Origin of the sequence: Specibacter sp. NPDC057265 (genome assembly GCF_042668835.1) — a bacterium.
In the GTDB taxonomy this organism is placed as follows: domain Bacteria; phylum Actinomycetota; class Actinomycetes; order Actinomycetales; family Micrococcaceae; genus Specibacter.
In genome coordinates, this window is sequence record NZ_JBHUYE010000002.1 from 46909 (window position 1) to 72083 (window position 25175).

Genomic DNA, 25175 nt, shown 5'->3' on the forward strand with positions numbered 1-25175 from the left:
AAAGCCGCAATTGCTTCGTGATGATGTGCATGGAGCCAGGGCTTGCCAGTGCGCCCACCAGTCTACCACCGCCCGGGGCTGCTACTGCGCCCGGGCGGGCCCTTAGGCCCGGCCGGTGCCCCGGATCAGGGCGCGCAGCCGTTCCACCCTGACGCCGAGGTCCCGCTCCATGCCGTTGTGGGTGGGCAGGTAGTAGTTGCGGCCCACCAGGTCATCCGGTGGATATTGCTGTTTGGCGATGGAGTGGGGCTCGTCGTGGGAGTAGATGTACCCCTTGCCGTGTCCCAAACCTTTGGATCCCGCATAGTGCGCATCCCGCAGCGGGTTCGGCACCATGGTGCCCTTGCCGGCCCTGACATCGGCCACCGCTGCGTTGATGGCGTTGTAGGAGGCGTTGGATTTGGGGGCCGTGGCCACGTGGACCACTGCCTGCGCCAAAATCAGCCGGGCCTCGGGCATGCCAATGAGCGCCACCGCCTGGGCGGCCGCCACGGCCGTCTGCAGCGCTGTGGGGTCCGCCATGCCCACATCTTCGGAGGCGGCAATCATGATGCGCCGGCTGATGAAGCGCGGGTCCTCCCCCGCTTCCAGCATCCGCGCCAGGTAATGCAGCGCCGCGTCCACGTCCGAGCCCCGCATGGATTTAATGAAGGCGCTGATGATGTCGTAGTGCTGGTCCCCGGCCCGGTCGTAGCGCACGGCGGCGGCATCAATGGCGCGTTCGGCAATGGCAAGGTCGACCACCACGGCCGGCCCGGCACCGCCGGACGCGGGGGCGCCGTCGTCGGTGGATTCTTCCCCGGCGTCCGCGGAAGGGCCAATTGCGCCGGACTCAAGATCCGACAGCGCCACCCCGGCGGCCGCCTCCAAGGTGGTGAGGGCACGGCGGGCATCCCCGCTGGCCAGCCGGACCAGGTGGTCCAGGGCCTCGTCGGTGACGGTGACCAGCCCGTCCAGTCCGCGGGGGTCCACAATGGCACGTTCCAACAGCCCCTGGATGTCCGCGTTGGTGAGCGGTTGCAGCGTCAGCAACAGCGAGCGCGAGAGCAGCGGCGCCACCACGGAAAAGGAAGGGTTCTCGGTGGTGGCGGCAATGAGCACCACCCAGCGGTTCTCCACCCCCGGCAGCAGCGCGTCCTGCTGGGCCTTGTTGAAGCGGTGGATCTCGTCCAGGAACAACACGGTGGTGCGGCCATGCAGATCCCTGTCGGTCAGGGCCTGATCCATCACCCGCCGCACATCCTTGACGCCTGCCGTGATGGCCGACAGTTCCACAAACTTGCGCCCCGGGCCGCGCGCTATGACATGCGCCAAGGTGGTTTTACCCGTTCCGGGTGGCCCCCACAGCATGACCGATGCGGGCCCGGCCGCGCCTCCCGCGCTGCCTCCGGCAGCCAGCATCTGCAAGGGGGATCCGGGACCGAGCAGATGCTGCTGGCCCACCACTTCGGACAGGCTGCGTGGACGCATGCGCACGGCCAACGGACTGCGGGGCCGGGTGGAGCCCCGGCCGCCCGCGGTGGGGGCGGCGGCGTCGTCCGCATCATCCTGGCCATGGAGGGCACTAAAGAGGTCGCTCACCCCCCTAGGCTATCCCCCGGTAGTCTGGCTGCGTGAACCCTGCCCGCCGCACCACCTTTGTCCCCGCCGAACGCCTCGGCGCCTGGGTGGGCCGCTTTTGCGCCGCCCATGGCGGTCTTGCCGCCATAAAAGACGGTGACGACGGCGTGATGGTGCGTACGCACGACGGCACCGTGGCGTTGCTGGCACCGCCGTGGCCCGACGACGGGCGTCCAGGGCGTGGAGTGGATCTGTTGGAACGGCTGGCTTCCCTCGCCGCCCAGGAACGCCGTCTGGCTGTGTTGCTGGCACGCCGCGGCGGCTATGCGGTGGGTGTGGCGGCGGCGGGGAAGCTGCTGGCACACAAGGTGGGAAGCGCATCGGTGCGCTCCCGGGGCGCGGACCAGGCAGCTGCCCTGGTGCAGCGCGCAGCGCAGGAGGCGGCCAAGGTCCTTGCCGGCGGGGGTTTTGAGTATGTTGCCACGGGCGGGGACAAGGTCCTGGTGGACAAGGTCCTGGACTCCCCCGCGCTGGCCTCCGTGCGCGGCAGGCCCCGTCTGGCGCCGGTGGCCGTGCCGGAGCCCGGCATGAAGGTGCTGCAACAGGCTGCCGCCGACTTTTGCGCCGTCCGCGTCACAGTCATTGACGCGGCAAAATAGCGGCCCACGCCATCATCGCCAAATTGGCGGTGCCACCTGGCGGCAGGCTGTCCCGGGCAGGTGGCCAGTGACCGGCACCTTTGAATGCGGCAGCGGCAGAACCAGGGCGTTTTTGTCATTTTCAGAGGCAGACTGCACGCGCTCCGTGGGCGGACCGGTCTGGGGGACTGCATGGGAGCATGGTGGAATGTCTATTTTCGATCTTCGTCAGCTGCCGGCAGGCTACGTGGAATTGCATGATGCACGGCGGCAGCGCCGTTGGACGGTCCAGCTGGAGCCGTTCGAGATTGGCGCCAGTTCCGTCACAACCGCACAGTACGCGCAAGTGATGGGCAATAGCCAAACCGGCTCCCCGACACCCCTGGTGGACATCAGTTGGTTGGACGCCATCAGGTTCTGCAATGCAGCGTCAATGCATGAGGCACTTTCCCCTGCCTACATCTTCGAGGCAGGCGAGGTGGCATGGCGGACCAACGCCTCCGGGTACCGCCTGCCCACCGAAGCCGAATGGGAATACGCGTGCCGCGCCGGCACAGTGGGGCCACATTATGGCCCCCTTGACGCCATTGCTTGGACAGCGCATGACGGGCTGGAGCACCCGCAGGAAGTTGGCCAAAAGCTACCCAATGCCTTCGGGCTCCACGACACCCTTGGAAACGTCTGGGAATGGTGCTGGAATCTGCTCGATCCGGCCCGCTACGACGATTACCGGGTCTTCCGTGGGGGAGGTTTTGCTGATAAGTCATGGAGTGTGCGGGCTTCCACGCGTCGCGGTGGCGCGCCTGGAATGAGCCATCCAGACCTTGGCCTGCGTTTGGCGCGTGGTGCCTTCGCCGAGGCATTGGCAGCCCAGGGCTGGTCGGCCGGGGCAGATGCCGAACGGGGAAAGATCACTGGCATGCTGCCCTCCGGGTGGACGCCCCGGCGGAATCAACTCCGACCAATGCAGGGCAATGTGAACGCACAGCGGTGAGTGCCTGCGCAGGATTTCCCGCCCGCGGGCGCCAGACATGGTCACCATGTTTGGACAGCAGCTGTTCGGCCATGGTGGCCGTGCCTGCACCCTTCCTGCCGAGTGGACCCTTACAGGCGGCGGCCATACTTTTTGTTTGCGCGTTACTACTGGCCAGCATCCTTTATGGAGCAGCCAAGGGCACCAAAGCAGCGCAATGCACCCTGGCGGTGCATTGGCCGGAACCGCCCTTGTTCACGCCACCGTTGCCGCGTCGCCCCTGGCAATCCATTTGTGAACGCTGCACCGCAGCTTGTTCGGCAGTGGGGACCGGCGGCTTCCACCTTTGGCCGTACGAGGTGGGAACGGGTTACCAGGGGTTCAGCGTTGTCCCGCTGCCCAGCGGCCCGCGCCCAACCAACCAAGCCGTAAATAACCGACGGCGATCGGCGGATTCAGGCTGCCCGGGGCGGTGGCAAGCAACTGCGGAAGCCCCCAGGTGACATAATTTTCCGGCCAATCCAAAGGGGTGCAGCCCGCTCCAGTCAGGAAAATCCAGTGGCGTGCCACTGTCTGTCTGGCACTGCCCGCAGCTGCTTCAACACCGGACACGTGTTAAAAAGCGACAGGCTGTTGCGGTGGGGCAAGCTGGTCAATGATTTTCTGAAGCGTCGCCGCACCTGCGGCCAGGTCAATGACTTCCAAGTCGGTGGTGACGGTCGTAGCCAGGCAATCCCGAACTCTTATGTGCGCAGAATCGCGCCTCTTGAGTTCCCTAAGTTCCCGGGACACTTCCACAACGGTGAAAGTTCTTGCACCCCCTGAGGGCTCAAGCGTGTCGTAAAGCGCTGGCTGAAACTGAAACGATCCTAAACCCGGGGTGAGAATTCCTTGGTCCCAGATGGATTCCAAAGATCCTGGACGGGCTTGGGGGTATCGAATATAGGCCAGGAATTGGCCTTCCGCTGCCAGTTTGCGTTCCTTCCTTCTTCGCATGCCTTCGGGGACAAACCACCAAAGGGCCATGAATCCGGTCCATACAGCTGAATGCAGTGCGGCCTGTCCGAGCGTTCGATGCCAAACCGTCAGAAGCGACAGCTGAAGGAGAAAAACGACCAGAACGCATAGGCAAGCAACAACAACGCGATGCTTCTTCATCCATGGCCTCATGTGGCCAATGGTAGTCACAAGCTTGCTATGGTTGCCCATGGCCTTCGGCAGGGCTCATCTGCTGCCGTTGGAGGGCCGCGCAAATGAATACGGGAATTCGTGGCCGGGACTTGTGAAGAATGCAGTTTCGGTGTGGGTTGCGCCCTTCTTATGATCAGCTGCCATCCCTGGAAAGCTGGCCACATTCAGTTTGATGCTGGCGGAGGGTGCGGACACCATGACCGGAGAGACAACGGCCTGCGTTTGACTCCGGCACGCGGCGCGTCGGAATCGTCGCTGGCGCTTCCGCCCCCACCGACGGGCCCAGCGCCCACTGGGGATCGCCTCGCGGAAGTGCCACCGCAGCGCAGTGGGCAGCTACTGTAGGTTCTCGCTTTGGACGTCACTTTTCTCAGTTCGTGTCACCAGTCGCATATGTAGGATCCAGCGCTACAGGTCACCAATCCGGATTTCATGTCACCGGTCATTGGCCTGGCCGTGGCCGTCAGCAACATTCAGAATCCTTGGCTATCCACATTCCGCCTGCCCGGAGGGGAACGGTGAGCGGGACACCCCTCAACAGTGGGCGTGCGAAGATTAGTTCCTCCTACTCCATCCCCAAGATATGTTGCGCTGCTTTTGTCCCTTTGGCGGCCCCGTAAAAGACGCCAGCTAGGAGCAAGCCGCAACCTGCCAGTATGACTGTCGCCTGTAGAGGTTCGCTCGGTAGGAATGGTGCAAGCACCGTGATGGCCATGCCGGTATAAGCGCCCATAAGCGTCGGTTTTTTCGCTGCTCGATGTCCGGCAAGCCAGGTCTGCTCGTTCGCCATGATGGCAGGGGTCCTGATTCCTGCTATCCCATTGATGCCAATGCGGCCATCAGCGCAACGAACGACAACAAGAATAAGTAGCAGGTAGCAGGCTACGAGCATGAGTACGGCGAAGATCACGCTCCTACCCTAAGGAAATCGCATCCTGAGAAGGTAATCAGAATTGGCCATGCTCCCTGCATAAATGTGCATTCCGGGCCCGCAAGAGGAACTTCAGTGGGAATTCTGATTGCTTACAGGCTGAATCCAGACGATCCTAGAGTCCACAGGGGAACAACAACTGCAGAGACACCCAGCGCTGCCATAAGCCATCGCAGGACGATTACTTTTCGTTCTGGTCGAATCGCGGCGCTGGCTGCTAACAATGCAGAGAAAAGACTGAAGATGACAACAGTTCCCCATATTGCGGGACTGAAGCGCGCATCCGGACTGCAGCTGGCTGGTGCCGGGTAGATGGCAGGGGGCAGATCGTCGGCAGTTGTTGGGCCGTCCAGGTGAGCCACAGTGAGGCTGCGGACACGACTGCTGCGCCAACGGTTCTGTGCCAGATCGGACGGGATCCGGTCGCAGCGGCAGGTTGGATCATGGCTTCACCATAACGGCTCAGGCGGGCCGCTTGGTACTACTGCGATAAGTTCCCGTTATGTTGGACAGACACGGCCGTTTCGGAATGGGCCAGTCCGTAATCGGAACGTGGAGTGGGCGCGGGCAATTCGGTTCATTGGGCAACTATGAAGGGACTGTGTCCGTTGGTGAACCCCATTTGATAGTCAGATATGGGTTTCCCGGAAAGCGCTGGTCATGCGTGCTGCTATGAAAGTCATTCAAAGTGGAATCTATGGGTGACGTTGTCTGTGTTCCGCAGTTGCAGCGGAACCTACCATCAGGCCGCCAACGAGTAGAACGCAACCAAGGCCTCCGATAGCAAAGGGAAGAATTAGAGAAGGTGGCGATGAACGAAATGGCCCAGCTTCATCCACTCAGGTTCCAAGCTCGGCACCGTAAATGGCCAGTAGCACCAGGATGGCAAGTCCGATCGCAGCGGTAAGCCAACCCCAAATAATTTCTCGCACAATAAGGGTCTTCCACACCGATGCTCAAACTCTGTCGAAGTTATCGCCGGATAAACAATAAACCGACGCTTCCCCTAACAAGTCATTGCCGAATGTCCAGAAGGGCGTCGCGCGATTCGTTCCCTGCGCGAGGGCTTCGACGTCAGTCGGGGGTGTAGGGGCTGATCTCCAGCTGGTCAACCCCGTGATCGTGCAATGCCTTGACGACACGCTGTGTGGCGATGAAAACAAAGTTCTGAACCTTCTGACCGTAGATATTCTGGATGTCAGACCCCGGGGACGGATCGGTCGCGAAGCCGGTATATCCCTCGACAGTTGAGCCGGCGTGGTCACGAACCTCGACGTCGAAGGTCCGGTAACCGGTGACCTCAGCGGCGCGAAGTGCCCCGATGAAACGAGGGGAGGCAATCTTCAACGCCATCCCACCAGTCCACAGCAGGTCACCGTACTTCTTGCCACCGTTGTAGGGAGCAAGCCATACCGGGAACGGAAGCTCTTCAGGACGCCAGTCCACGATGAACGGGTAGACACTGGTGACACCGTCAGGCATGTACCAGGGATCTCCGGTGATCTTCGGCTTACCTTCTCCGCAGACGCCGAGCCACACGTCGTTGCGTCTTGATCTGGCCTCTATGCGAAACCACTCAGCCATACGCTCACCTTTCAGCAACGGAAGTGCCTCGAGTATATGACCCTCATCGATGTGTTGAACTGAAGGATGAGGGTCGCTCCCGCGTTCGGTGTGGATTGCAGCGATAAATGGTGGCTTTTTCGCAACGCTGAATGTCACCCCCTGGTGCCCGCGGGTCGAACGTCGTGCGGGACAAAAACCCATGCCGGCCAGTTACTGAGTAGCATCAGGCTAAGCAGAGACCCGGAGGATGGCGAAATGTTTGAGCGCCTTACGGATCGAGCTCGGCGTGTTCTTGTGCTGGCCCAGGAAGAAGCCCGCATACTCAACCACAACGGTTTCGGTACGGAGCACATTCTGCTTGGCCTTATTCGAGAAGGCGGCGGTGTTGCCGCGAAGGCACTTGAAACCTCGAATGTGCACCTCTGCGATGTCCGGAAACAGGTGTTGGCAAACGTTGAGGAAGGTCAGCTGACCTCCGATGGGAGTATCCCCTTCACTTCGCCTGCCAAGTCGGTGATGAAGTTCTCACGTAGCGAAGCACGGATGCTCGGACACAAGCACATTGGCACCGAGCACATCCTGTTGGGTTTGATCCGCGGGGGCGACAGTGCAGCTGTGCAAATATTGGTGAAGCTTGGGGTTGATCCGAACAAGGTCCGCCAACAGATCATTCGCATACTCGCCGGTTATCAAGGCGATAGCGATGATGGTGAGGACTGACCGTAAATGGAACGGTCACCGGGCAACTTCTCCCCGCCACAAAAACCACGTAGACGGCAGGCTGGTTCTGCACCGGGCGAGCCTGCCGTCGTTGATTTCGAAGGAGCTACCGCTTTAGCTCTTCGACTATGCTGTTGCCGGTTTCCGGACGTGACTCCCAAGCCCACGTCTCATGGAAACGTACCCGACCGTCACCAAGAACCTCGATAACCGATTCACAAACTCCGGTTGAGGTTTCCTTGTTGGTACCAAGGTGCGCATAGCGAAAGTTCAATTTCTCGGCGTTTCGAGTTCCGACGAGATAGCCGCGGATAACCGCACCTCCTGAATACTCTGCCCAAATCACGTCGTCTTCCTGGTGATAGGTGAATGTGGTGGATTGCCCGACTTCGCCGGTTGCGGAGTTCTCAACTCCTGCGAATACTAGACCGTCAAGGGACACAGTTTCGGCTTGGGCCGCTGCTTCAATGCTCATGATCCGAACCATAGCAACGGTTTGAGCAGGTAATTCCTATGGCCGTCTTATTGTGACGAGTTGAGTCATGGGATCTAGGTCAGCGATGTCAGCGAAACTGATGAGACGGGCGGGCTGGGAAACTGGGTGACCAACAATCCTTCTTCACCACAGAACCGGTCGCGCCCCGCAAGCCGGTCCTCCAACGGTACGCACCCAGCCCTGACCTGCAGATTTAGAAGCTTCTAGATTCAAAGGAATGTTGACCGTCCCGCAAAATCCGTCCGGTGACTTGTCCGAAGACGGGGCGCGACACGCGGTACAGAGTTGCAGGCATACGGGCCCATTCCCTTGGCTCCAGCAAAGCTGGCCCAACGCTCGCTAGTGCCCACCTGATTCCCAGCAACTTAGTCATCCCGTTTGGGATCATGCGTAACGATTTCCATCAACCACGATGCGCCTAGGAAAGTGACACGAAACTGGGGATTTCGGTGATTCTGGCCTGCACTTCGGCCCAGGTCAGCGCGATTCCATGGTGACAGCCGGCTCGGGATCCCACAGCTACGGCCCATACCAGCCTTTGCCGCGATCAATGCTTTCCCGCGCCTTCCTCAACGCTTCCGCGGTTTCAGGGTCACTGCCCTGGATGTCGTCGGCGTGCCGATCCAAACCCCGTAATGACCGGAAAACCACCGGCAACAGACAGAGGATGCAAATCCCCGCAATGATCAACAGCGAAAGCAAATCCAAGGCAATACCCTCCTATGGCCGTCTGTCCCAATCCAGGCTTTTCACTCATGCGCGGTGCCACCAGAAGAGCACATGAGCGGGTGCTGCACCGCCCTCCCCTGCTGGGTCCCAAGTGCGGAACAGCCCTTTTGACGAACGTGGCTTTTGCTTAAAATCCCAGAAGATAAGCCCCTACCGGCGCCACCCAATCACCGGCCGGGCGTTGCATGTTCCCGCCCACCGGACCTTCACAGGCGGAGACGCCGGCACGCCCACCCTGTTTTCTCCAAAACCTGAAAATACATGATCCGTCCCCCAGCCGCCGGATCTAAGCGCCAGGGAAGAAAGCTAGTGCTTGGTTTTTGCTTTGAGGGCCTCGGTATCGCGGCCGGTCCAAATCTTCACAACCGCCCATCCGACGGCGGTGATGGGCACGGAGAGCACGGCACCAACAAGGCCTGCCAGCACGGTACCAATTGTCAGCGCCAGCAGGATGACCAAGGCATGCAGGTTCAAGGCATGCGCCATCACCACGGGCTGCAGGAAGTTGCCCTCCAGCTGATTCACCAGGACCACCACGCCGAGCACGATCAGAGCGACGACGGGGCCGTTGGCCACCAGCGCCACGAGCGTGGCAACGATGCCGGCAAACGTTGCACCGACCATGGGGATAAATGAAGTGATGAAGACGATCACCGCAAGCGGCAACGCCAAAGGCACCTGCAGGATCCACAGCGCAATGCCGATTCCCGCGGCGTCGACCAGGGCAATAATGGCTGTGCCGCGGATGTAGCCGCCCAAGGTCTCAACGGTCCGCGCGCCGCTGGCCCGCCACTTGGCCTCATAACTGGCCGGAATCCAGGAAAGGAAGAAAGCCCAGATCCGGTCGCCGTCCTTGAGGAAAAAGAACAGGATCACCAGCAGCAGCACCAGGCCGGTGAAGAAGCTGCCAGCGGCGGACAGCCCGGTCAAGGCACCTGCCCCGAATTGGCTGCTGGTCAGAAAGTCCGTCACGGCATTCACGCCGTCGTCGATCTGTTGCTGGTTGATCTCCAGCGGCAAATCAGCCAGCATGCCCTGCAACTGTTGAAAGCCTTGGACGGCCTGGTCCACCAGCCCCGGCCACTCGGCCCGAACGGCGAAGACTATCCCCGTCCCCACGCCGCCGATGACCACCAAGGAGCCTAAAAACACTGTCCACGCGGCGAGCATGGCGGACATGACCCGGCGGGCCAAACGCACCAGCGGCCAGAGGGCGCTGGAGAGGATCAGGGCTATCAGCAGCGGCAGCACGGCCAGGCTGACCTGGGACAGCCCAAAGACCGCCACACCAGCCAGCGTCAGAACCAGCAGCACCTGGGCCGCCCGGATTGCGGTGCGCCCCAGTGGGTTCGACCAAAGCAGCGCCACGCGCTCGGCCGGTGCCCTCCCAGCATCAGGCGGACCTGGGGTGGCCGCCTTTAGCTGCCGGCCGGCGGCACTTGGCGGCGTGGCCGGAACGGCATCACGGGCAACGGGCCGGCGGAAAATACGAAAGCTCATGTTGTGGCCTCTGGTGTCATGGTTTCCACTCTAAGGCCTGGAGCGCCGGCGGACCTCCCTTGTGCACGGTGAAGCAGGCGAGGCGGTGCCCCACAAGCCCCGGACGTCAGGAACATGGCGGCAGTTCAGCTGTGTGCCTGCGTTCCAAACCACCGGGGCCCACGGCACGAATTACAGCTGTCCACAACAGATGCCAGCGCACGCCAAGTCAGACCCGGGCCTCAAAGCCGGCTGCAACCCGCAGTGGCGCCTGCCGGTAATGACAGCGGCCGGCCTCGGTAAATCCGGCCCGGGTATTCAGCTGTTGGGCCCTTGCATTGGCGGCAGTGACCATCAACCACAATTCACGCACCCCCAAGTCCCTGCCTGCCGCAACAAGTACGCCAAGAATGTTCCCCGCCATGCCCCGCCGTCGCGCATCAGTGTGCACCGCCATGGCATAGATGCCCCCCCAGGCCCCAACCCCGGCCACTGCAGCCAAGGCCCACCGTCCGGTGCCCACGGCCCGCCCGGAGGTGTCGAATGCCGTGGCATGGATGGCGGGTGCGCCCAATAAAATGCGCTCGGCAATGCTCCTTTCGGCGGGCCCTCCCCTGCCGTCCACACGCCACCACAACTCCAGCCAGGCAGGGGACGGCGCCGCGTCGAGGGTGATGTGAACGCCCGAGGCAACGGCGGCGCTCAGGGCAGCAGACAGGCCGTCCGGGCAGGCAAGGGGCAAAATCGAGTTGGCGCGCCGGGTGACGGAGCCTGCTGATCGGAGCTTCCAAGCATGCAGGGTTGCGCTGTCCAAGGCCGGCCACGCCGCATCCATGAGCCGCTCCAGAATCTGCAGGCGTGCTTGTTCCTGATGGTTGTCAGGACCTGCAAAACCGGGCGTTCCATTGGAGGGCAGGGTTGAAGTTTCGGTGCCCGAACGCGAAGAACCGGCCCTCCATTTTGGAGGGCCGGTTCTGCACTGCTTCCACGAAGGGTGCTTACTTGGCTTCGGGCTTGGCTTCGGGCTTGAAGTCCACCCCGGCTTCCTTGCGCTGTTGGGCGGTGATGGGCGCCGGAGCCGCCGTCAGCGGATCGTAGCCGCCGCCTGACTTCGGGAAGGCAATGACGTCGCGGATGGAGTCAACACCTGCCAGCAGGGACACGGCACGGTCCCAGCCAATGGCGATTCCGCCGTGCGGCGGGGCACCGAACTTGAAGCCCTCGAGCAGGAAGCCGAACTTCTCCTGCGCATCCTCAGGTGAGAGGCCCATGACCTCAAAGACCCGCTGCTGCACGTCACTGCGGTGGATACGGATGGAACCACCGCCAATTTCATTGCCATTGCAGACAATGTCGTAGGCGTAGGCCAGTGCCGATTCCGGATCCGTGTCGAAGGTGTCCATGAATTCGGGTTTGGGCGAAGTGAAGGCGTGGTGCACTGCCGTCCATTTGCCTGCGCCCACGGCCACGTCACCGGAGGCAACGGCGTCGGAGGCGGGTTCAAACATGGGGGCATCCACCACCCAGACGAATGCCCAGTCCTTGGGGTCGATCAGACCGGTGCGGTGGCCGATCTCCACACGGGCGGCACCCAACAGGGCACGGGAGCTGGCCACCTCGCCGGCGGCGAAGAAGATTGCGTCGCCGGGCTTGGCGCCCACGGCGTCAGCCAGGCCGGCACGCTCGGTGTCCGTGAGGTTCTTGGCCACCGGGCCGGTCAGCTCGCCCTCCGCCTTGAACAGGACGTAGGCCAGGCCTTTGGCGCCGCGCTGTTTGGCCCATTCCTGCCAGGCATCCAGCTGGCGGCGGGGCTGTGAGGCACCACCGGGCATGACCACCGCACCCACATAGGGTGCCTTGAAAACGCCGAATTCAGTGTCCTTGAAGAATTCGGTCAAGTCCGTCAGTTCCAGACCGAAACGCAGGTCGGGCTTGTCGGAGCCGTAGCGGGCCATGGCGTCGCGGTACGTCATGCGGCGGATGGGCAGCGGAATTTCGACGTCGATCAGCTTCCACAGCTCTGAGACGATCTTCTCGCCCAGGGCAATGATGTCGTCCTGGTCCACGAAGGAGGCCTCAATGTCCAACTGCGTGAATTCCGGCTGGCGGTCCGCGCGGAAGTCCTCGTCCCGGTAGCAGCGGGCAATCTGGTAGTACTTTTCAAAACCGCCCACCTGCAGCAGCTGCTTGAACAGCTGCGGGGACTGCGGCAGCGCGTACCAGGATCCGGGGGCCAGGCGTGCCGGCACCACGAAGTCGCGGGCACCTTCGGGGGTGGAACGGGTCAGCGTGGGGGTTTCAATTTCGGTGTAGCCCTGCTCGTGCAGCAGGTTCCGGGCCACCCGGTTGGCTTCCGAGCGCAGGCGCAGGTTGCGCTGCATGCCGGGGCGGCGCAGGTCCAGGTAGCGGTGCTTCAAGCGCGCTTCCTCCCCCACCTCCACGTGCTCGTCCACCTGGAACGGCAGCGGCGCCGCCTCGTTCAGCACGACGACGTCATCGGCCATGACTTCAATCTCACCTGTGGCGAGGGAGGGGTTTTCATTGCCCTCTGGGCGACGTGAGACGGTGCCGGTGATCTGCAGCACGAACTCGTTGCGCAGGGAGTGGAAGACCTCTTCCTCACGGACCACAATTTGCGCCACACCCGAGGCATCCCTCAGGTCCAAAAAGGCCACGCCGCCATGGTCGCGGCGGCGGGCAACCCATCCCGAGAGGGTGACGGTTTGGCCAATATGTTCAGCCCGCAGGGAGCCCAGGTCATGTGTGCGCAGCACAGCATTCCTTTCAATGGAGATTTTTCGGCCCACTGGGGGCCGCGTAAAGGGAGTCTGTCTAGAAGTTTACCGTGGGAGCCACGACGGTTATCACGGGCAACTTATGCCAGCAGGATCTGCGGAACCAGGTCCGCGGCCGGGGGCATCCAGGAACCAAGGTCGGCTGCGAGCTGTTCGCCCGAGCGAATGTCCTTCACCTGGTGCGCGCCGTCTTCGTCCGTGAACCACACAAAGGGGATGCCCCGCTTGTCGGCGTACTTGATCTGCTTGCCAAACTTGTCGGCTTTGGCCGCCACTTCCGTGGAAACGCCGCGGGCACGCAGGGCCGTTGCCACGTCCTGCGCCTCGGACCAGCTGTCTTCGTCGGTCAAGGTGACCAGCACCGCCGTGGGCACGCTGCGGGAGGCCTTGGCGAACTCCTGACTCAAAATGCGGGCCACCAGGCGGGTGACACCAATGGACAGTCCCACCCCTGGGAACTTCCGGTTGCCCTTGGCCGCCAGCGCATCGTAACGGCCGCCGGAACAGATGGAACCCAAGGCTTCATGGCCCACCAGAACCGTCTCGTAGACAGTTCCCGTGTAGTAGTCCAGGCCCCGGGCAATGGACAGATCGGCCACCACCGAGCCGGGGGCGCTCTTGACGGCGGCGGCAATGACCTGTTCCAGCTCGTTGAGGCCCTCTTCCAAGAGCTCATTGCTGACGCCCAGGGCGCGCACCGCTGCCACAAAGGAGGTGTCTTCCGTGCGGATGGATGCCAAAGACAAGGCCAGCGCAGCCTGCTCGTCGGTGGCGCCCAGCTCGTTCTTCAGCAACGTAGCCACAGCCGGCGCACCAATCTTTTCCAGCTTGTCGATGCTGCGCAGCACCCCGGCAGTGTCGGCGAGTCCTATGCCGCGGTAGAAGCCCTCGGCCAGTTTCCGGTTGTTCACGCGCAGCTTGAACGCCGGAATGGGCAGCGCGGACAGCGCCTGGACAATGACCAGCGCCAGTTCCACGTCGTAGCGGAAGGGCAGCACGCCGTCGCCCACCACGTCAATGTCCGCCTGCGTGAACTCGCGGGCACGGCCCTCCTGCGGACGTTCCCCGCGCCAGACCTTTTGGATCTGGTAGCGCCGGAAGGGGAAGGAAAGGTGGCCGGCATTTTCCACCACGTACCGGGCAAAGGGCACTGTGAGATCAAAGTGCAGGGCCAGGGCATTGGGGTCGTCCTTGGCAGCGGCGGCCGCGTTGCCGTCGTCGTCCTGCAGGCGGGAAAGTCCGTAGACTTCCTTGTCAATCTCGCCCTTGCGCAGCAACTGGCCCACCGTCTCCACGGCGCGCGTTTCAATGGAGCTGAAGCCATGCAGTTCAAAGGTTCGACGCAGCGTGTCCAGCACATGCTGTTCCACCAACCGCTCCTCGGGAAGCCATTCGGGGAAGCCGGACAAGGAGGCGTTGCGTGCCATGGGTGGTGCTCTCCTAACATTCACCGCCGGCCGGTTCAAGCGACGGGTGGGCGGTGGGACGGGTGGTTGAACAATGCTGCAAAGTTGGCCAGGTCATGCTCGCCGAGGTGCGCGTCCGCATGGGTAAACTGGCTCCGGCTGCCATTTTATAGGGCTTGGCGTCCCAACCCCCAACCGGTCCAGGGCAAAGTGTGGCAGACACCGCCCCCGCTGCGCGGACCATGCGCGCAGCCAAGACGCTTAAACAATGAGGAAAGAGACACAGTTGGTCAACAGCAACAAGCCCGGCCGCGAGGCAAAGCTGCGCGTTGCGCGCATGGAGGCAAACCAGTCACTGCAGCGCGAGCAGCTGCGCAGGCGCAAGCGCGACAACGATGTGGCGCTCATCGTCATGGTTGTTGCCCTGGCTGTTGCCACCGTGTTGGCCCTGACGGTTTTCCTGCCCAAGGACGACGGCGCGGCCGTCACCGACGCGGCCGCCACCGACGCTCCCACCAGCGCGGGCGCCACCGAAACGGCTGCCGGCGGCACGGCACCAGCCAGTGCCGGGCCGTCAACGCCCGCCGAAAGCAACAGCCCCACCGTGCCCGATGCCGCCACGGCAAAGGACCAGGTGTTTACCGGGACGCTTTCCCTGAATGGAAAAACGCTGGACGTGGAACTCGACGGTACCCGGGCGCCCCAGGCAGCAGCAGTGTTCAAGTCCCTGGCCGACAGCGGTTTCATGACGGGCAAAACGTGCCACCGTTTGGCAAACGCCCCCGGATTTGGCCTGCTGCAGTGCGGCTCGGCCAAGGGCGACGGCCAAGGCAACCCGGACTATCAGTGGGGACCGGTGGAGAACAGCCCAGCCGATGGCAAGTACCCGGCCGGAACCATTGCCGTGGCGCGGGCCAGCAGCACCTTCTCCAATGGCACCCAGTTCTTCATCACCTTTGAAGACACCACCCTGCCGCAGGAAACGGGGGGCTACACGATTGTTGGAAAGGTCACCGGAGGCCTCGACGCCGTCACCGCCATTGCGGCCGATGGCATTGAAGGCGGCAGCACAGACGGTGCACCCAAGACCAAGGTGACGATAGACTCGTTCCAGATCAACTAATTTCATGGCGGCCATCCCGGCACAGATCACAGTGTCCACGGGAACCTGCAACACGCGATCACGGCCGGATCCACCTCACAGCATTTACCCTTCTCCCCCGACGCGAAAGACTTTTAGCGGTGACATACAGTCAAGAATCCGACGAAACACTTGCCTCAACCCAGCCGGACGGCGCTGCTGCCGAACAGGACGCTGCCGTAGCTGCGGCTGACCCGGCGCAGGCCCCCGGGCCGGAGGCAGCCAACGAAGCGCCCGCCGCGGAGCTGGAAGCCGCCCCCGCGACGCCCGCTTCCGAGGAGCCCGCCGCCGGCGCGGAGCAGGCAGCAAAGCCGGATGCCGGTGCCGCACCGGCGCCGAAGGCTCCTGCAGGGGCCCCCTCGCCGGCCGCTTTTGCAGCCCGCCCCAAGGGCCCGGCCACCGCGCCGGCTCCGGCTCCGGTTCCGGCCCCCGTGGCGGTGAACCTGGCTGAAGCTGCGAAGTTTGGCCGCGCCGAAGAGGACGGTCACGTCTTTTTGCTGCTCGATGGCGAAGAATTCCCGGTGGGCCAATACCCCGGTGCCAGCAAGGATGAGGCCCTGGCCTACTTTGCCCGCAAATTCGAAGACATCCTGGCCCAGATTGCGCTGTTGGAGGCCCGTGTGGAAGCCAAGGCGCCCACTGCCGACATGACCAAGACCGTGGCGCACCTGCGCGCACAGTTGGCTGAGCGCACTTCCGTCGGTGACGTCAACGCCGCCCTGGCCCGCCTGTCGGCGCTGGAGGAGAACATCAAGGCCCTCACCGCAGCCGAACGGTCCGCGCACGAGGCCGCACGCGGCGTCGAACTTGCCGCCCGCGAGGCCATTGTTGCCGAAGCCGAGGCCATTGCCGCCGGTGATCCGGCCACAATCCAGTGGAAAATCAGCAGCGCCCGCATGAATGAACTTTTCGAGTCCTGGAAGCAGGCACAAAAGTCCGGCATGCGTCTGGGCCGGGCCACCGAGGAGGGGCTGTGGAAGCGGTTCCGCAGCGCGCGCACCATCTTTGACCGTCACCGCCGCGCGTACTTCTCCCAGCTGGACAATGTCAATGCAGCCGCCAAGGCCGCCAAGGAGGCTTTGATTGAAGCCGCCGAGGAATTGGCCACCTCAACCGAGTGGGGCTGGGCGGCCGGGGAATACCGCCGCCTCATGGACCAGTGGAAAGCCTCCCCACGCGCCAGCCGCAAGGACGACGACGCCCTCTGGGCACGCTTCCGCGGCGCGCAGGACAAATTCTTTGCCGCCCGCCAGGAAGCCAACAATGCCCTCGATGAGGAATTTGGCGCCAACCTGCTGGTGAAGGAGGAGCTCATCAAGGAGGCGCAGGCCCTGCTGCCCATCAAGGACCTCACCGCCGCCAAGAAGACGCTGGCCAACATCCGCGACCGCTGGGAGGAAGCCGGCAAGGTCCCCCGCAATGACATGCAGCGGGTGGAAGCTGCCCTGCGGAAGGTCGAGGACGCCGTCCGCGCCGCCGACGAGGACAATTGGCGTCGGAGCGACCCGGAAGCCAAGGCCCGCACCAGCAGCGCCCTCAGCCAGCTGGAAGCGACCATTGCCGGACTCAGGGAAGACCTCGCCAAAGCGGAAAAGGCTGGCGACGCCCGTAAAACCGCCAAGGCGTCGGAGGCCCTGCAAGCCCGGGAACTGTGGCTGGAGCAAATCCAGAAGGCTGCAGCAGACTTCTCCTAGCCTTTCTGCGGAGCGTGTGCCGCTCCTCTTCGGCCAAGGCCCCTGCACCGGGTTGTCCACAATTCGGTGCAGGGGCCTTTTGCGTGCCCGGGCCAGGGTGCAGGCTTGTTCCATGACAGCCCCCACGCCCCCGGCACAGCAGCAGCTGCTGGTGCCGGATGCGAGGTTCAGCCTGGCGGAGCTGCATGCCATGAAGCTCGACGGCGTGCTGCGCCACCTCGACGGCACGGTCTTTGTGCCCGCCGGGATGCCTGAGACCGTGGAGCTGCGGGCGGCCGCGCTGGCGGTGCAGGTGCCGGCAAGCCTGGCACGGCGGGCCATTGTGGCTCAGCTGTCCGCCGCCTGGGTCTACGGCTGCGCGCCGCCGCCGAGTCCCCTGGCCCTGTTTTTGATGCCCGGAGGCAAAAGCGCCCAACTGCCCCCGTTTAGCGGCTGTTCCCTGCGGGAGCTCCAGCTGGCCGCCCACGATGTGTGGGAACTTGCCGGCTGCTGCGTCACCAGCCCCGTGCGCACGGCAGTGGATGTGGCCCGGAGCGCACCACTGCCGCTGGCCGGGCAGGTCTTGGCAGCCCTGATGGGGCATGAAGAGCTGGACTGCGGCAGGGACCGGGTGCTGGCGGCCCTGCTTGCGATGCGGCACGTGCCCGGCCGGACGCGTGCGCTGGAACTTGTCCGGCAGCCCGGTGGCGCATGAGGAGCCAGACGGCCCGGGCCCTAAGCCCGGCGATGGGAGCCGGTGGAACGGTAGACGTCAAAGACCCCGTCAATGCGCCGGATGGCGTTCAGGACGTGGTCGAGGTACTTTGGATCCCCCATTTCAAAGGCAAACTTCGAAATGGCCATGCGGTCGCGGGAGGTGTTGACGCTGGCAGCCAAAATGTTGACATGGGTTTCCGCCAGCACCCGTGTCACGTCCGAAAGCAGGCTCTTGCGGTCAAGCGCCTCGACCTGGATCTCCACCAGGAACACCCCGGACTGGGTGGGCGCCCATTCCACGTCCACCAGGCGTCCGGGTTCGCTTTCCATGTGCTTGAAATTGGGGCAGTCCTGGCGGTGCACTGAAATTCCGGAGCCCTTGGTGACAAAGCCGGAGATCGGGTCTGGGGGCACCGGGGTGCAGCACCTGGCCAGTTTCACCAGCACGTCCCCCATGCCATGGACAATGACGCCGGATTCGGAAATCCTCGAGCGGGCATTGGAGAGGTGGGTGTCGGCCGGAACCGCTGTGTCTTCGAGGTCGTCGCTGACGCCCAGGACGTCCCGAAGCTTTTCCACCACCGACTGGGCCGAGGTGTGACCATCGCCCACGGCGGCATAAAGCCCGGCAATATCCACGTAATGAAAGTGTTCCGTCACGGCCAGCAGGCCGTCATGGGTCATCATCTTCTGCAGCGGCAGGTTTTGCTTGCGCATTGCCTTGGTCAGCAGATCCTTGCCCTTTTCAATGGACTCGTCGCGGCGTTCCTTGGTGAACCACTGGCGGATCTTGTTCCGGGCGCGGGCGCTCTTGACGAAGTTCTGCCAGTCCTGGCTGGGGCCCGCCCCTTCAGCCTTGTTGGTGAAGATTTCCACGGTGTCCCCGTGGGAGAGTTCACTGTTCAGGGGCACCAGCTTCCCATTGACACGTGCGCCAATGGTGCGGTTGCCCACCTCGGTATGCACCGAGTACGCAAAGTCGACCGGTGTGGCCCCTTCGGGAAGGGCAATGATTTTGCCCTTGGGAGTGTAGACGTACACTTCCTTGGAGTTCATCTCATAGCGCAGGGAATCCAGGAACTCATTGGAATCACTGGTTTCCTGCTGCCAGTCCAGCAGTGACCGCAACCAGTTCATGTCCTCCTGGACGCCCACGGGGTTCTTGTTCCCGGACTTGTACTTCCAGTGCGCGGCCACGCCGTACTCGGCCCGCCGGTGCATTTCCAGGGTGCGGATCTGGATTTCAACCAACTTGCCGCCGGGGCCCACCACAGTGGTGTGCAGCGACTGGTACATGTTGAACTTGGGCAGCGCAATGTAATCCTTGAAACGGCCCACCAGCGGGCTCCACAGGGAATGGATCTGCCCCAGTGCCGCGTAACAGTCACCCACGGTGTCCACCACCACCCGCACACCAATCAAGTCATTGATGTCATCGAAGTCCTTGTTGCGGACCACCATTTTTTGATAGATGGAGTAGTAGTGTTTGGGCCTGCCGGTGATGTCGGCCTTGATCTTGGAGGTGCGCAGCACCTCGGCAATGTCGCGCCGGATGATGCTCAGCTGCTTCTCGCGCTCCGGTGACCTGTCCTGCACCATGCGGACAATTTCCTCGTACACCTTCGGATACAAGGCCGCGAAGGACAGTTCCTCAAGCTCCCACTTCACCGCGTTCATGCCCAGGCGGTGCGCCAGCGGGGCAAAGATGTCAAGTGTTTCCCGCGCCTTTTTACCCGAGGACGCCGCCGAGACAAAGCGCCAGGTGCGGGCGTTGTGCAGCCTGTCGGCCAGCTTTATGACCAGCACCCGGATGTCCTGGGCCATGGCAATAACCATTTTTCGGACGGTCTCCGCCTGGGCTGCGTCCCCGAATTCCACCTTGTCCAGCTTGGTGACGCCATCGACCAGGACCCGGATTTCGGCGCTGAAGTCACGCTCCAGCTCGGCAAGGGTATAGGCGGTGTCCTCCACCGTGTCATGCAGCAGGGCGGCGGCAAGGGTGCTGCCGGACATTCCCATCTCGGCAAGAATGGTGGCCACGGCCACCGGGTGGGTGATGTAGGGGTCCCCGCTTTTCCGCTTTTGACCCTCGTGATACTTTTCCGCCACCACGAAGGCGCGCTGGATCAAATCAAAGTCTTCTTTGGGGTTGCGTGCGCGGACAATGCGCAGCAGCGGCTCGAGGATGGGCGAATGGCTCTCCGTCGACCAGCCTGTCAGGCGGGCCAGGCGCGAGCGTGTGCGTTCGCGCCGGCCCGGGAACGTGGGCCGGGGATCCTGCGTTTGCACCTCGGTTTGCGCGGGACTGGCCACGGATTGCCCTGTCCCGCCGCCCGCAGACCCACGGGAGGTTGATTCACCAGCCACCGCACTGCCTCCCTCACGCATTCGAAAGTTCATGCACCCCTACTCGGAGCATTAAACAAGTCTAAGGTGGCGGCGGCAAGTTTTTGACCATAAGGAAGGCCGGGACAAGATGTCATGCATCCCATCCCGGCCCGTCCCATCAGGGCGCTGCCCGGCCACGGCCGGGCAGCTGTCAGCCGGCGTCGACCTTTTCGGTGGCAGCTGCGGCCGCGCGCTGCTGCTGGACCTTCCTGGCCTGTTTGGCCAGTTCCGGTTCACGCTCGCGCAGCCAGGAGTACAGGGGCGCGGCCACGAAGATGGTGGAGAAGGTGCTCACGATGATCCCAATGAACAAGGCCAGTGACAAGTCGCGCAGCGTTCCGGCACCCAGCAACAGGGCACCAATGAACAAAACCGAACCCACGGGGATGATGCCCACCATCATGGTGTTGATGGAGCGCACCAGCGTCTGGTTCACGGCAAGGTTGACCTCCTCCGCAAAACTGCGGCGGGTGGATTTGGTGATGTCGGAGGTGTTTTCCCTGACCTTGTCGAACACCACCACCGTGTCATACAGGCAGTAGCTGAGGATGGTCAAAAAGCCAATGATGGCAGACGGCGTCACTTCAAAGTTGGACGCGCCATAAATGCCGGCCGTCACAATCATGACCACCAGCAGACCCACCACCGCGGCAATGGACATGCGCCAGGTACGGAAATACAGGGCCATAAGCACCGTGGCCAGGACAACAAACACAATGAAGCCAATGATGGCCTGGCGTGAGACGTCCTGCCCCCAGTTGGGGCCCACAAAAGTGGAGGTCACATTGTCATCCGAGACCGCGTAGGCGTCCTGCAGGGATTCCTTGACAGCAATGGTCTGATCGTCGCTGAGACGTTCCGTCTGGACCTGCATGGTGTCACCGGCAATGTTCGTCACCACCGCTTCGGTGCCCGGTGCCGCCGCATTGACCGCTTCCTGGCCAATGGCCACGTTGGTGTCGGCCACCTGCGAAATGGTGAACTGTGAACCTCCCCGGAAGTCAATGCCAAAGTTGAAGCCGCCGCCAAGAAGGGGCAGCAGGATGGACAGCACCACGGCAACGAAGGTGATGCTGAACCAGATCCTGCGCTTGCCCACGAACTCGTAGGAGCGTTCGCCGGTGTACAGCTCGTTTCCAAATGTAGCGAAGCTCTTCATTACTTGCTCTCCTTGGAGTCGTCGCCGGAATCGGAGCGCGCGGCCTTGGCACCGGGGCCGCCGGCCATGGCCTTTTCCGCGCTGGCACGCTGGGCTGCCAAACGACGCTCGGCAATGGTCTGGCGACGCTCGGCTTCGCCGGCGGCACGGGAGTTTTTAAGCTGGAGGACCTGCGCGGTTTCCTCGGGGGTGCGCATGCGTCCGGCACCGCGGTACAGGGGCACAACACCCAAGGTGGCGGGGTCAAGTCCGGAGAAGCGGTGCCCCTCGCCGAAGAACTTGGTCCGTGCCAGCACCTGCAGGGCGGGGTGGGTGAACATGAAGACCACGATCAGGTCGGCCACGGCCGTCAACCCGAGGGTGAACGCAAAGCCTTTGACGCTGCCAACGGAGACAAAGTACAGCACCAGGGAGGCCAGCACGTTGACGGCCTTGGAAGCCAAAATGGTGCGCTTGGCCCGGGCCCAGCCGTTTTCGACGGCGGCCACGAGCCCGCGGCCATCACGAAGCTCGTCCCTGACCCGTTCAAAGTAGACAATGAAGGAGTCGGCGGTCTGGCCAATGGCCACAATGATGCCTGCCACGCCGGCCAACGACAGGCGGTAGTTTTCCACCCAGCCCAACAGCACAATTGCCAGGTAGGTCAAGACACCCGCAATGACCAGGGAAAAGATGGTGACCAGACCCAGGGCGCGGTACTGGAAGAGTGAATAAACCACCACCAGCAGCAGACCTATGAGACCTGCCAGGATACCCATTTCCAGCTGCTGCAGGCCCAAGGTGGCAGAGATCTGGATTTCACTTTGGATTTCAAAGCTGATGGGCAGCGAACCGAATTTGAGCTGATCCGCCAACGCCTTCGCGCTGGCTTCGGTGAAGTTGCCGGTGATGGAGGATTGGCCGTCGGTGATGACCGCCTGGGACCGTGGAGCCGAAACCACGCTGTCGTCCAAGACAATCGCGAACTGCGACTGCGGGTCGTTGGGGTTGGCCAGGTACTTGCCATTGAGCCGCTGGGTGACGGACTTGAAGGCTTCGGCACCTTCGGGCTTGACCAGTTCCAGCTGCACCGACCATTCATTGGTCGTGGCTCCCTGCGCGCCTGACATGAGGCCGTAGGACGCAGTGCTGATCCACTTGCCGGGAATTTCAACCGGTCCCAGAATGTATTTCACACCCGTATCCGGTTCACAGCTGACCAGCGGCTTCTCCGGGTCGGAGGTGGTGGGGCGGTCCGTGAGCGGGGCGATGCAGCTGGTGGCCTCAAACTGCTTCAAAAGCGCAGCATCCACCCAGTTGGGGTCGCTGGCATCCACGGGTTCGGCGGTGGGGACCGGGAGCTGGTCCTCGGGTGTGCGTTCAGCTTCAGCAACCGCTCCTGCCGGAACCTGGGTGGTGAGGATCACGGGGCGGAAGTTCATGTTGGCCGAGGCCTTGATGAGGTTGCGTTCCTCCTCACTGGGGCTGCCGGGCATGCTGACCACCACGTTTTTGCCGCCTTCGGTGGCAATTTGGGCTTCAGCAACACCAGAGCCGTCAACGCGCTGCCTGATGATGGAGACAGCCTGCTCCAATTGCTCGGCCGCAATTTGACCGGAACCCTCCACCTTGGGTGCCAGAATCATCTGCGTGCCACCCTCAAGGTCAAGACCAAGCTTCGGCGCCCAGGTGGTTGCGCCGGAAAGCACGCCGCCACCCACTGCCAAAGTGCAAGCAATGATGAGCGCCGCCAGCCACAGCAAAGTTCGCCGGGCCGTGGACGTGGGACCTGTTCGTGCCATCAAGGGATCCTTCTATAGGTCATGGGTGTAGTGAACATGGCAATGCTGCTGTGCCGGCAAGAATGCGGCCCAGCAGCAGCCAACCCGAATGAGGCTAGTTGTCTTTATTGTTTTCTTTTTTCAAGCGTTCGAGGGATTCCGCGGCGGTTTCGCTCTCGTGGGGGCGCTTCTCCAGTCCCAGTGCCAGCGAGGAGGCATCGTTGGGGACCGTGGCGTCAGGGACCGTGGCGTCGACTTCAGACGGTTCGATGATCTTGGCCACTGTCTGGCGGTGGACAGTGGCGGTGGTGCCCGGGGAGATTTCCAAAACGATCTTGTTCTCCTCCTCGTCAATGGAGATGACCTTGCCGAACAAGCCGAAGTTGGTCATCATTTCCACTCCGGGGGCCAACTGTGAACGGCGCTCCTGGGCAGCAGCCTTGGCCTTTTTCTGCTTGCGCAACATCATGAATATGAGCACGGCAAACAAGGCGAAGAGGACAATGTTGGCGCCGCTGAAGAGCCCTGTCGGGGCTGGTGTTTCGGCGGCTAGAATACTGCTGAAGAGCACAGCTGAGGTTCCATTCTTTAAGTAAAAATTGAAGGGTCTCGGCGCGGTTGAAACGTGCCGGACGTCATACCAGTCTAAAGGGTAAAGCTGGACGCTGGCAGTAAAACATCACCAAAGGCGCAGAAGAGTGCTGCCGGAACCTCAACGGACCCGCAAACTAGCTGTCCAAACCCTCGGCATCCAATGGCAGCATGGCGGCAGCCACGGCATTGCCGGGCATCTTCAAACCCAAGTGCTCCCACGCAGCCGGCAAGGCAATGCGGCCCCGCGGCGTGCGTCCCAGCAGGCCCTCGCGAACCAGGAACGGCTCGGCAACCGTCTCCACGGTCTCGCTCTCCTCCCCCACGGCAATCGCCAGGGTGGAGAGCCCCACCGGTCCGCCATTGAACTTGTTGATCAGCGCATCCAGCACAGACCTGTCCAGACGGTCCAAACCCCGGGCATCCACTTCATACATGTCCAGGGCCGCCGAGGCCGCGCCGGCGTCAATGACTTCCAGCCCATGCACCAGCGCCCAGTCACGGACCCGCCGCAGCAGGCGGTTGGCTATGCGGGGCGTGCCCCGGGACCTGCCCGCTATCTGGGCAAAACCGGCGCTGCTGAGCTTGAGGTCCATCATGCCGGCGGAACGGCGCAAAACCAGCTCCAACTCGGCCACGGAATAAAACTCCAAATGACCGGTGAAGCCGAACCTGTCCCGCAGCGGACCGGGAAGCAGGCCCGCGCGGGTGGTGGCCCCCACCAGAGTGAACGCGGGCAGCTCCAAGGGGATGGCTGTGGCCCCGGCCCCCTTGCCCACAATGATGTCCACCCGGAAATCCTCCATGGCCATGTACAGCATTTCCTCCGCGGGCCGCGACATGCGGTGGATTTCATCCAGGAACAACACCTCACCTTCGGTGAGTGAGGACAGAATGGCCGCAAGGTCCCCGGCATGCTGGATTGCCGGGCCGGAGCTGATGCGCAGGGGGGCGTTCATTTCCGCCGCCACAATCATGGCCAGCGTGGTCTTGCCCAGCCCAGGAGGACCCGACATGAGAACGTGGTCGGCGCTGCGGCCACGGATTTTGGATGCAGCCAGCACCAGGGCCAACTGCTTGCGGACCCGCTCCTGTCCCACGAAGTCGGACAGGTTCCGCGGCCGCAGGGCGGCCTCCAGCTCGCGTTCCTCCGGTTCGCCCACGGGTGCGGCCAGTTCGCTGGCCCCCCGGGGAGCTGCCGGGCCCCGCCCCACACTGATTTGTCCGGGCAGCAGTGTCGGGGATTGGTCGTCGTCAGCCAT

20 protein-coding genes and 1 pseudogene are annotated in these 25175 nt (G+C 62.8%); 6 read left to right on the plus strand and 15 right to left on the minus strand.

The window, feature by feature from the left end; translation table 11 throughout:
• Positions 1-102 precede the first annotated feature (102 nt).
• On the minus strand, positions 103-1581 hold the full coding sequence (locus ACFUCV_RS02160; RefSeq protein WP_380811562.1) for a replication-associated recombination protein A: 1479 nt from the start codon (positions 1579-1581) through the stop codon (positions 103-105).
• Between the two features lie 32 nt (positions 1582-1613).
• Here ACFUCV_RS02160 and ACFUCV_RS02165 point away from each other — a divergent pair, with 32 nt between their 5' ends.
• Both ACFUCV_RS02165 and ACFUCV_RS02170 read left to right on the plus strand, forming a co-directional pair.
• Entirely contained in the window at positions 1614-2219 is a 606-nt protein-coding gene (locus ACFUCV_RS02165; RefSeq protein ID WP_380811564.1) for an acVLRF1 family peptidyl-tRNA hydrolase, read from the plus strand.
• Between the two features lie 187 nt (positions 2220-2406).
• Complete coding sequence (locus ACFUCV_RS02170) at positions 2407-3192, plus strand: formylglycine-generating enzyme family protein (protein ID WP_380811566.1); 786 nt, start codon at positions 2407-2409, stop codon at positions 3190-3192.
• Positions 3193-3786: 594 nt separating this feature from the next.
• On the opposite strand, the gene ACFUCV_RS02175 is transcribed toward ACFUCV_RS02170, so the two are convergent.
• The 3 genes from ACFUCV_RS02175 to ACFUCV_RS02185 form a co-directional block, all read right to left on the minus strand.
• Positions 3787-4329, minus strand: a complete 543-nt coding sequence (locus ACFUCV_RS02175) for a hypothetical protein (RefSeq protein ID WP_380811568.1) — start codon at positions 4327-4329, stop codon at positions 3787-3789.
• 598 nt (positions 4330-4927) lie between these two features.
• Positions 4928-5272, minus strand: a complete 345-nt coding sequence (locus tag ACFUCV_RS02180) for an SdpI family protein (protein WP_380811570.1) — start codon at positions 5270-5272, stop codon at positions 4928-4930.
• A gap of 1095 nt (positions 5273-6367) precedes the next feature.
• A complete protein-coding gene (locus ACFUCV_RS02185; RefSeq protein WP_380811572.1) occupies positions 6368-6877 on the minus strand; it encodes a hypothetical protein in 510 nt (169 codons plus the stop codon).
• Positions 6878-7114: 237 nt separating this feature from the next.
• Between ACFUCV_RS02185 and ACFUCV_RS02190 the strand changes: the two are divergent.
• Positions 7115-7570 (plus strand): annotated as a pseudogene (locus ACFUCV_RS02190) (Clp protease N-terminal domain-containing protein); the annotation flags it as partial.
• Between the two features lie 115 nt (positions 7571-7685).
• Here the strand turns inward: ACFUCV_RS02190 and ACFUCV_RS02195 are convergent.
• The 6 genes from ACFUCV_RS02195 to hisS form a co-directional block, all read right to left on the minus strand.
• On the minus strand, positions 7686-8054 hold the full coding sequence (locus tag ACFUCV_RS02195; protein WP_380811574.1) for a hypothetical protein: 369 nt from the start codon (positions 8052-8054) through the stop codon (positions 7686-7688).
• A 540-nt stretch (positions 8055-8594) separates the two neighbouring features.
• A complete protein-coding gene (locus ACFUCV_RS02200; protein ID WP_380811576.1) occupies positions 8595-8783 on the minus strand; it encodes a hypothetical protein in 189 nt (62 codons plus the stop codon).
• A 327-nt stretch (positions 8784-9110) separates the two neighbouring features.
• Entirely contained in the window at positions 9111-10304 is a 1194-nt protein-coding gene (locus ACFUCV_RS02205; protein ID WP_380811578.1) for an AI-2E family transporter, read from the minus strand.
• Positions 10305-10512: 208 nt separating this feature from the next.
• Positions 10513-11118: a GNAT family N-acetyltransferase gene (locus ACFUCV_RS02210; protein ID WP_380811580.1), complete on the minus strand. Its 606-nt coding sequence runs from the start codon at positions 11116-11118 to the stop codon at positions 10513-10515.
• Between the two features lie 163 nt (positions 11119-11281).
• Positions 11282-13057, minus strand: coding sequence for an aspartate--tRNA ligase (aspS, locus tag ACFUCV_RS02215; protein WP_380811582.1), 1776 nt, complete (start codon positions 13055-13057; stop codon positions 11282-11284).
• Between the two features lie 101 nt (positions 13058-13158).
• Complete coding sequence (gene hisS / locus ACFUCV_RS02220; RefSeq protein WP_380811584.1) at positions 13159-14505, minus strand: histidine--tRNA ligase; 1347 nt, start codon at positions 14503-14505, stop codon at positions 13159-13161.
• A gap of 247 nt (positions 14506-14752) precedes the next feature.
• Between hisS and ACFUCV_RS02225 the strand changes: the two genes are divergently transcribed.
• From ACFUCV_RS02225 to ACFUCV_RS02235, 3 genes are all read left to right on the plus strand, one after another.
• Positions 14753-15607, plus strand: coding sequence for a peptidylprolyl isomerase (locus tag ACFUCV_RS02225; RefSeq protein ID WP_380811586.1), 855 nt, complete (start codon positions 14753-14755; stop codon positions 15605-15607).
• A gap of 119 nt (positions 15608-15726) precedes the next feature.
• Positions 15727-17319, plus strand: a complete 1593-nt coding sequence (locus ACFUCV_RS02230) for a DUF349 domain-containing protein (protein WP_380811588.1) — start codon at positions 15727-15729, stop codon at positions 17317-17319.
• A gap of 112 nt (positions 17320-17431) precedes the next feature.
• The gene (locus tag ACFUCV_RS02235; RefSeq protein ID WP_380811590.1) at positions 17432-18013 is read left to right on the plus strand and encodes a hypothetical protein; all 582 of its coding nucleotides are present in this window, start codon (positions 17432-17434) and stop codon (positions 18011-18013) included.
• 20 nt (positions 18014-18033) lie between these two features.
• Here ACFUCV_RS02235 and ACFUCV_RS02240 read toward each other — a convergent pair whose 3' ends face one another.
• From ACFUCV_RS02240 to ruvB, 5 genes are all read right to left on the minus strand, one after another.
• Positions 18034-20403, minus strand: a complete 2370-nt coding sequence (locus ACFUCV_RS02240) for a RelA/SpoT family protein (RefSeq protein WP_380811899.1) — start codon at positions 20401-20403, stop codon at positions 18034-18036.
• 151 nt (positions 20404-20554) lie between these two features.
• The gene (secF, locus tag ACFUCV_RS02245; RefSeq protein ID WP_380811592.1) at positions 20555-21562 is read right to left on the minus strand and encodes a protein translocase subunit SecF; all 1008 of its coding nucleotides are present in this window, start codon (positions 21560-21562) and stop codon (positions 20555-20557) included.
• Complete coding sequence (gene secD, locus ACFUCV_RS02250) at positions 21562-23343, minus strand: protein translocase subunit SecD (protein ID WP_380811594.1); 1782 nt, start codon at positions 23341-23343, stop codon at positions 21562-21564. Before secD ends, secF begins: the two co-directional genes overlap by 1 nt.
• A gap of 94 nt (positions 23344-23437) precedes the next feature.
• On the minus strand, positions 23438-23893 hold the full coding sequence (gene yajC / locus ACFUCV_RS02255) for a preprotein translocase subunit YajC (protein ID WP_380811596.1): 456 nt from the start codon (positions 23891-23893) through the stop codon (positions 23438-23440).
• Between the two features lie 157 nt (positions 23894-24050).
• Positions 24051-25175, minus strand: coding sequence for a Holliday junction branch migration DNA helicase RuvB (gene ruvB, locus ACFUCV_RS02260; RefSeq protein WP_380811598.1), 1125 nt, complete (start codon positions 25173-25175; stop codon positions 24051-24053).

Bases quoted from the DNA above. Each gene is read 5' to 3' on its own strand.
- ACFUCV_RS02170 (WP_380811566.1), top strand. From the start codon at position 2,407: ATGTCTATTTTCGATCTTCGTCAGCTGCCGGCAGGCTACGTGGAATTG.
- ACFUCV_RS02175 (WP_380811568.1), bottom strand. From the start codon at position 4,329: ATGAAGAAGCATCGCGTTGTTGTTGCTTGCCTATGCGTTCTGGTCGTT.
- ACFUCV_RS02185 (WP_380811572.1), bottom strand. From the start codon at position 6,877: ATGGCTGAGTGGTTTCGCATAGAGGCCAGATCAAGACGCAACGACGTG.
- ACFUCV_RS02195 (WP_380811574.1), bottom strand. From the start codon at position 8,054: ATGAGCATTGAAGCAGCGGCCCAAGCCGAAACTGTGTCCCTTGACGGT.
- ACFUCV_RS02205 (WP_380811578.1), bottom strand. From the start codon at position 10,304: ATGAGCTTTCGTATTTTCCGCCGGCCCGTTGCCCGTGATGCCGTTCCG.
- ACFUCV_RS02210 (WP_380811580.1), bottom strand. From the start codon at position 11,118: ATGGATGCGGCGTGGCCGGCCTTGGACAGCGCAACCCTGCATGCTTGG.
- hisS (WP_380811584.1), bottom strand. From the start codon at position 14,505: ATGGCACGCAACGCCTCCTTGTCCGGCTTCCCCGAATGGCTTCCCGAG.
- ACFUCV_RS02225 (WP_380811586.1), top strand. From the start codon at position 14,753: ATGAGGAAAGAGACACAGTTGGTCAACAGCAACAAGCCCGGCCGCGAG.
- ACFUCV_RS02235 (WP_380811590.1), top strand. From the start codon at position 17,432: ATGACAGCCCCCACGCCCCCGGCACAGCAGCAGCTGCTGGTGCCGGAT.
- ACFUCV_RS02240 (WP_380811899.1), bottom strand. From the start codon at position 20,403: ATGCGTGAGGGAGGCAGTGCGGTGGCTGGTGAATCAACCTCCCGTGGG.
- secF (WP_380811592.1), bottom strand. From the start codon at position 21,562: ATGAAGAGCTTCGCTACATTTGGAAACGAGCTGTACACCGGCGAACGC.
- secD (WP_380811594.1), bottom strand. From the start codon at position 23,343: ATGGCACGAACAGGTCCCACGTCCACGGCCCGGCGAACTTTGCTGTGG.
- ruvB (WP_380811598.1), bottom strand. From the start codon at position 25,175: ATGGCTGACGACGACCAATCCCCGACACTGCTGCCCGGACAAATCAGT.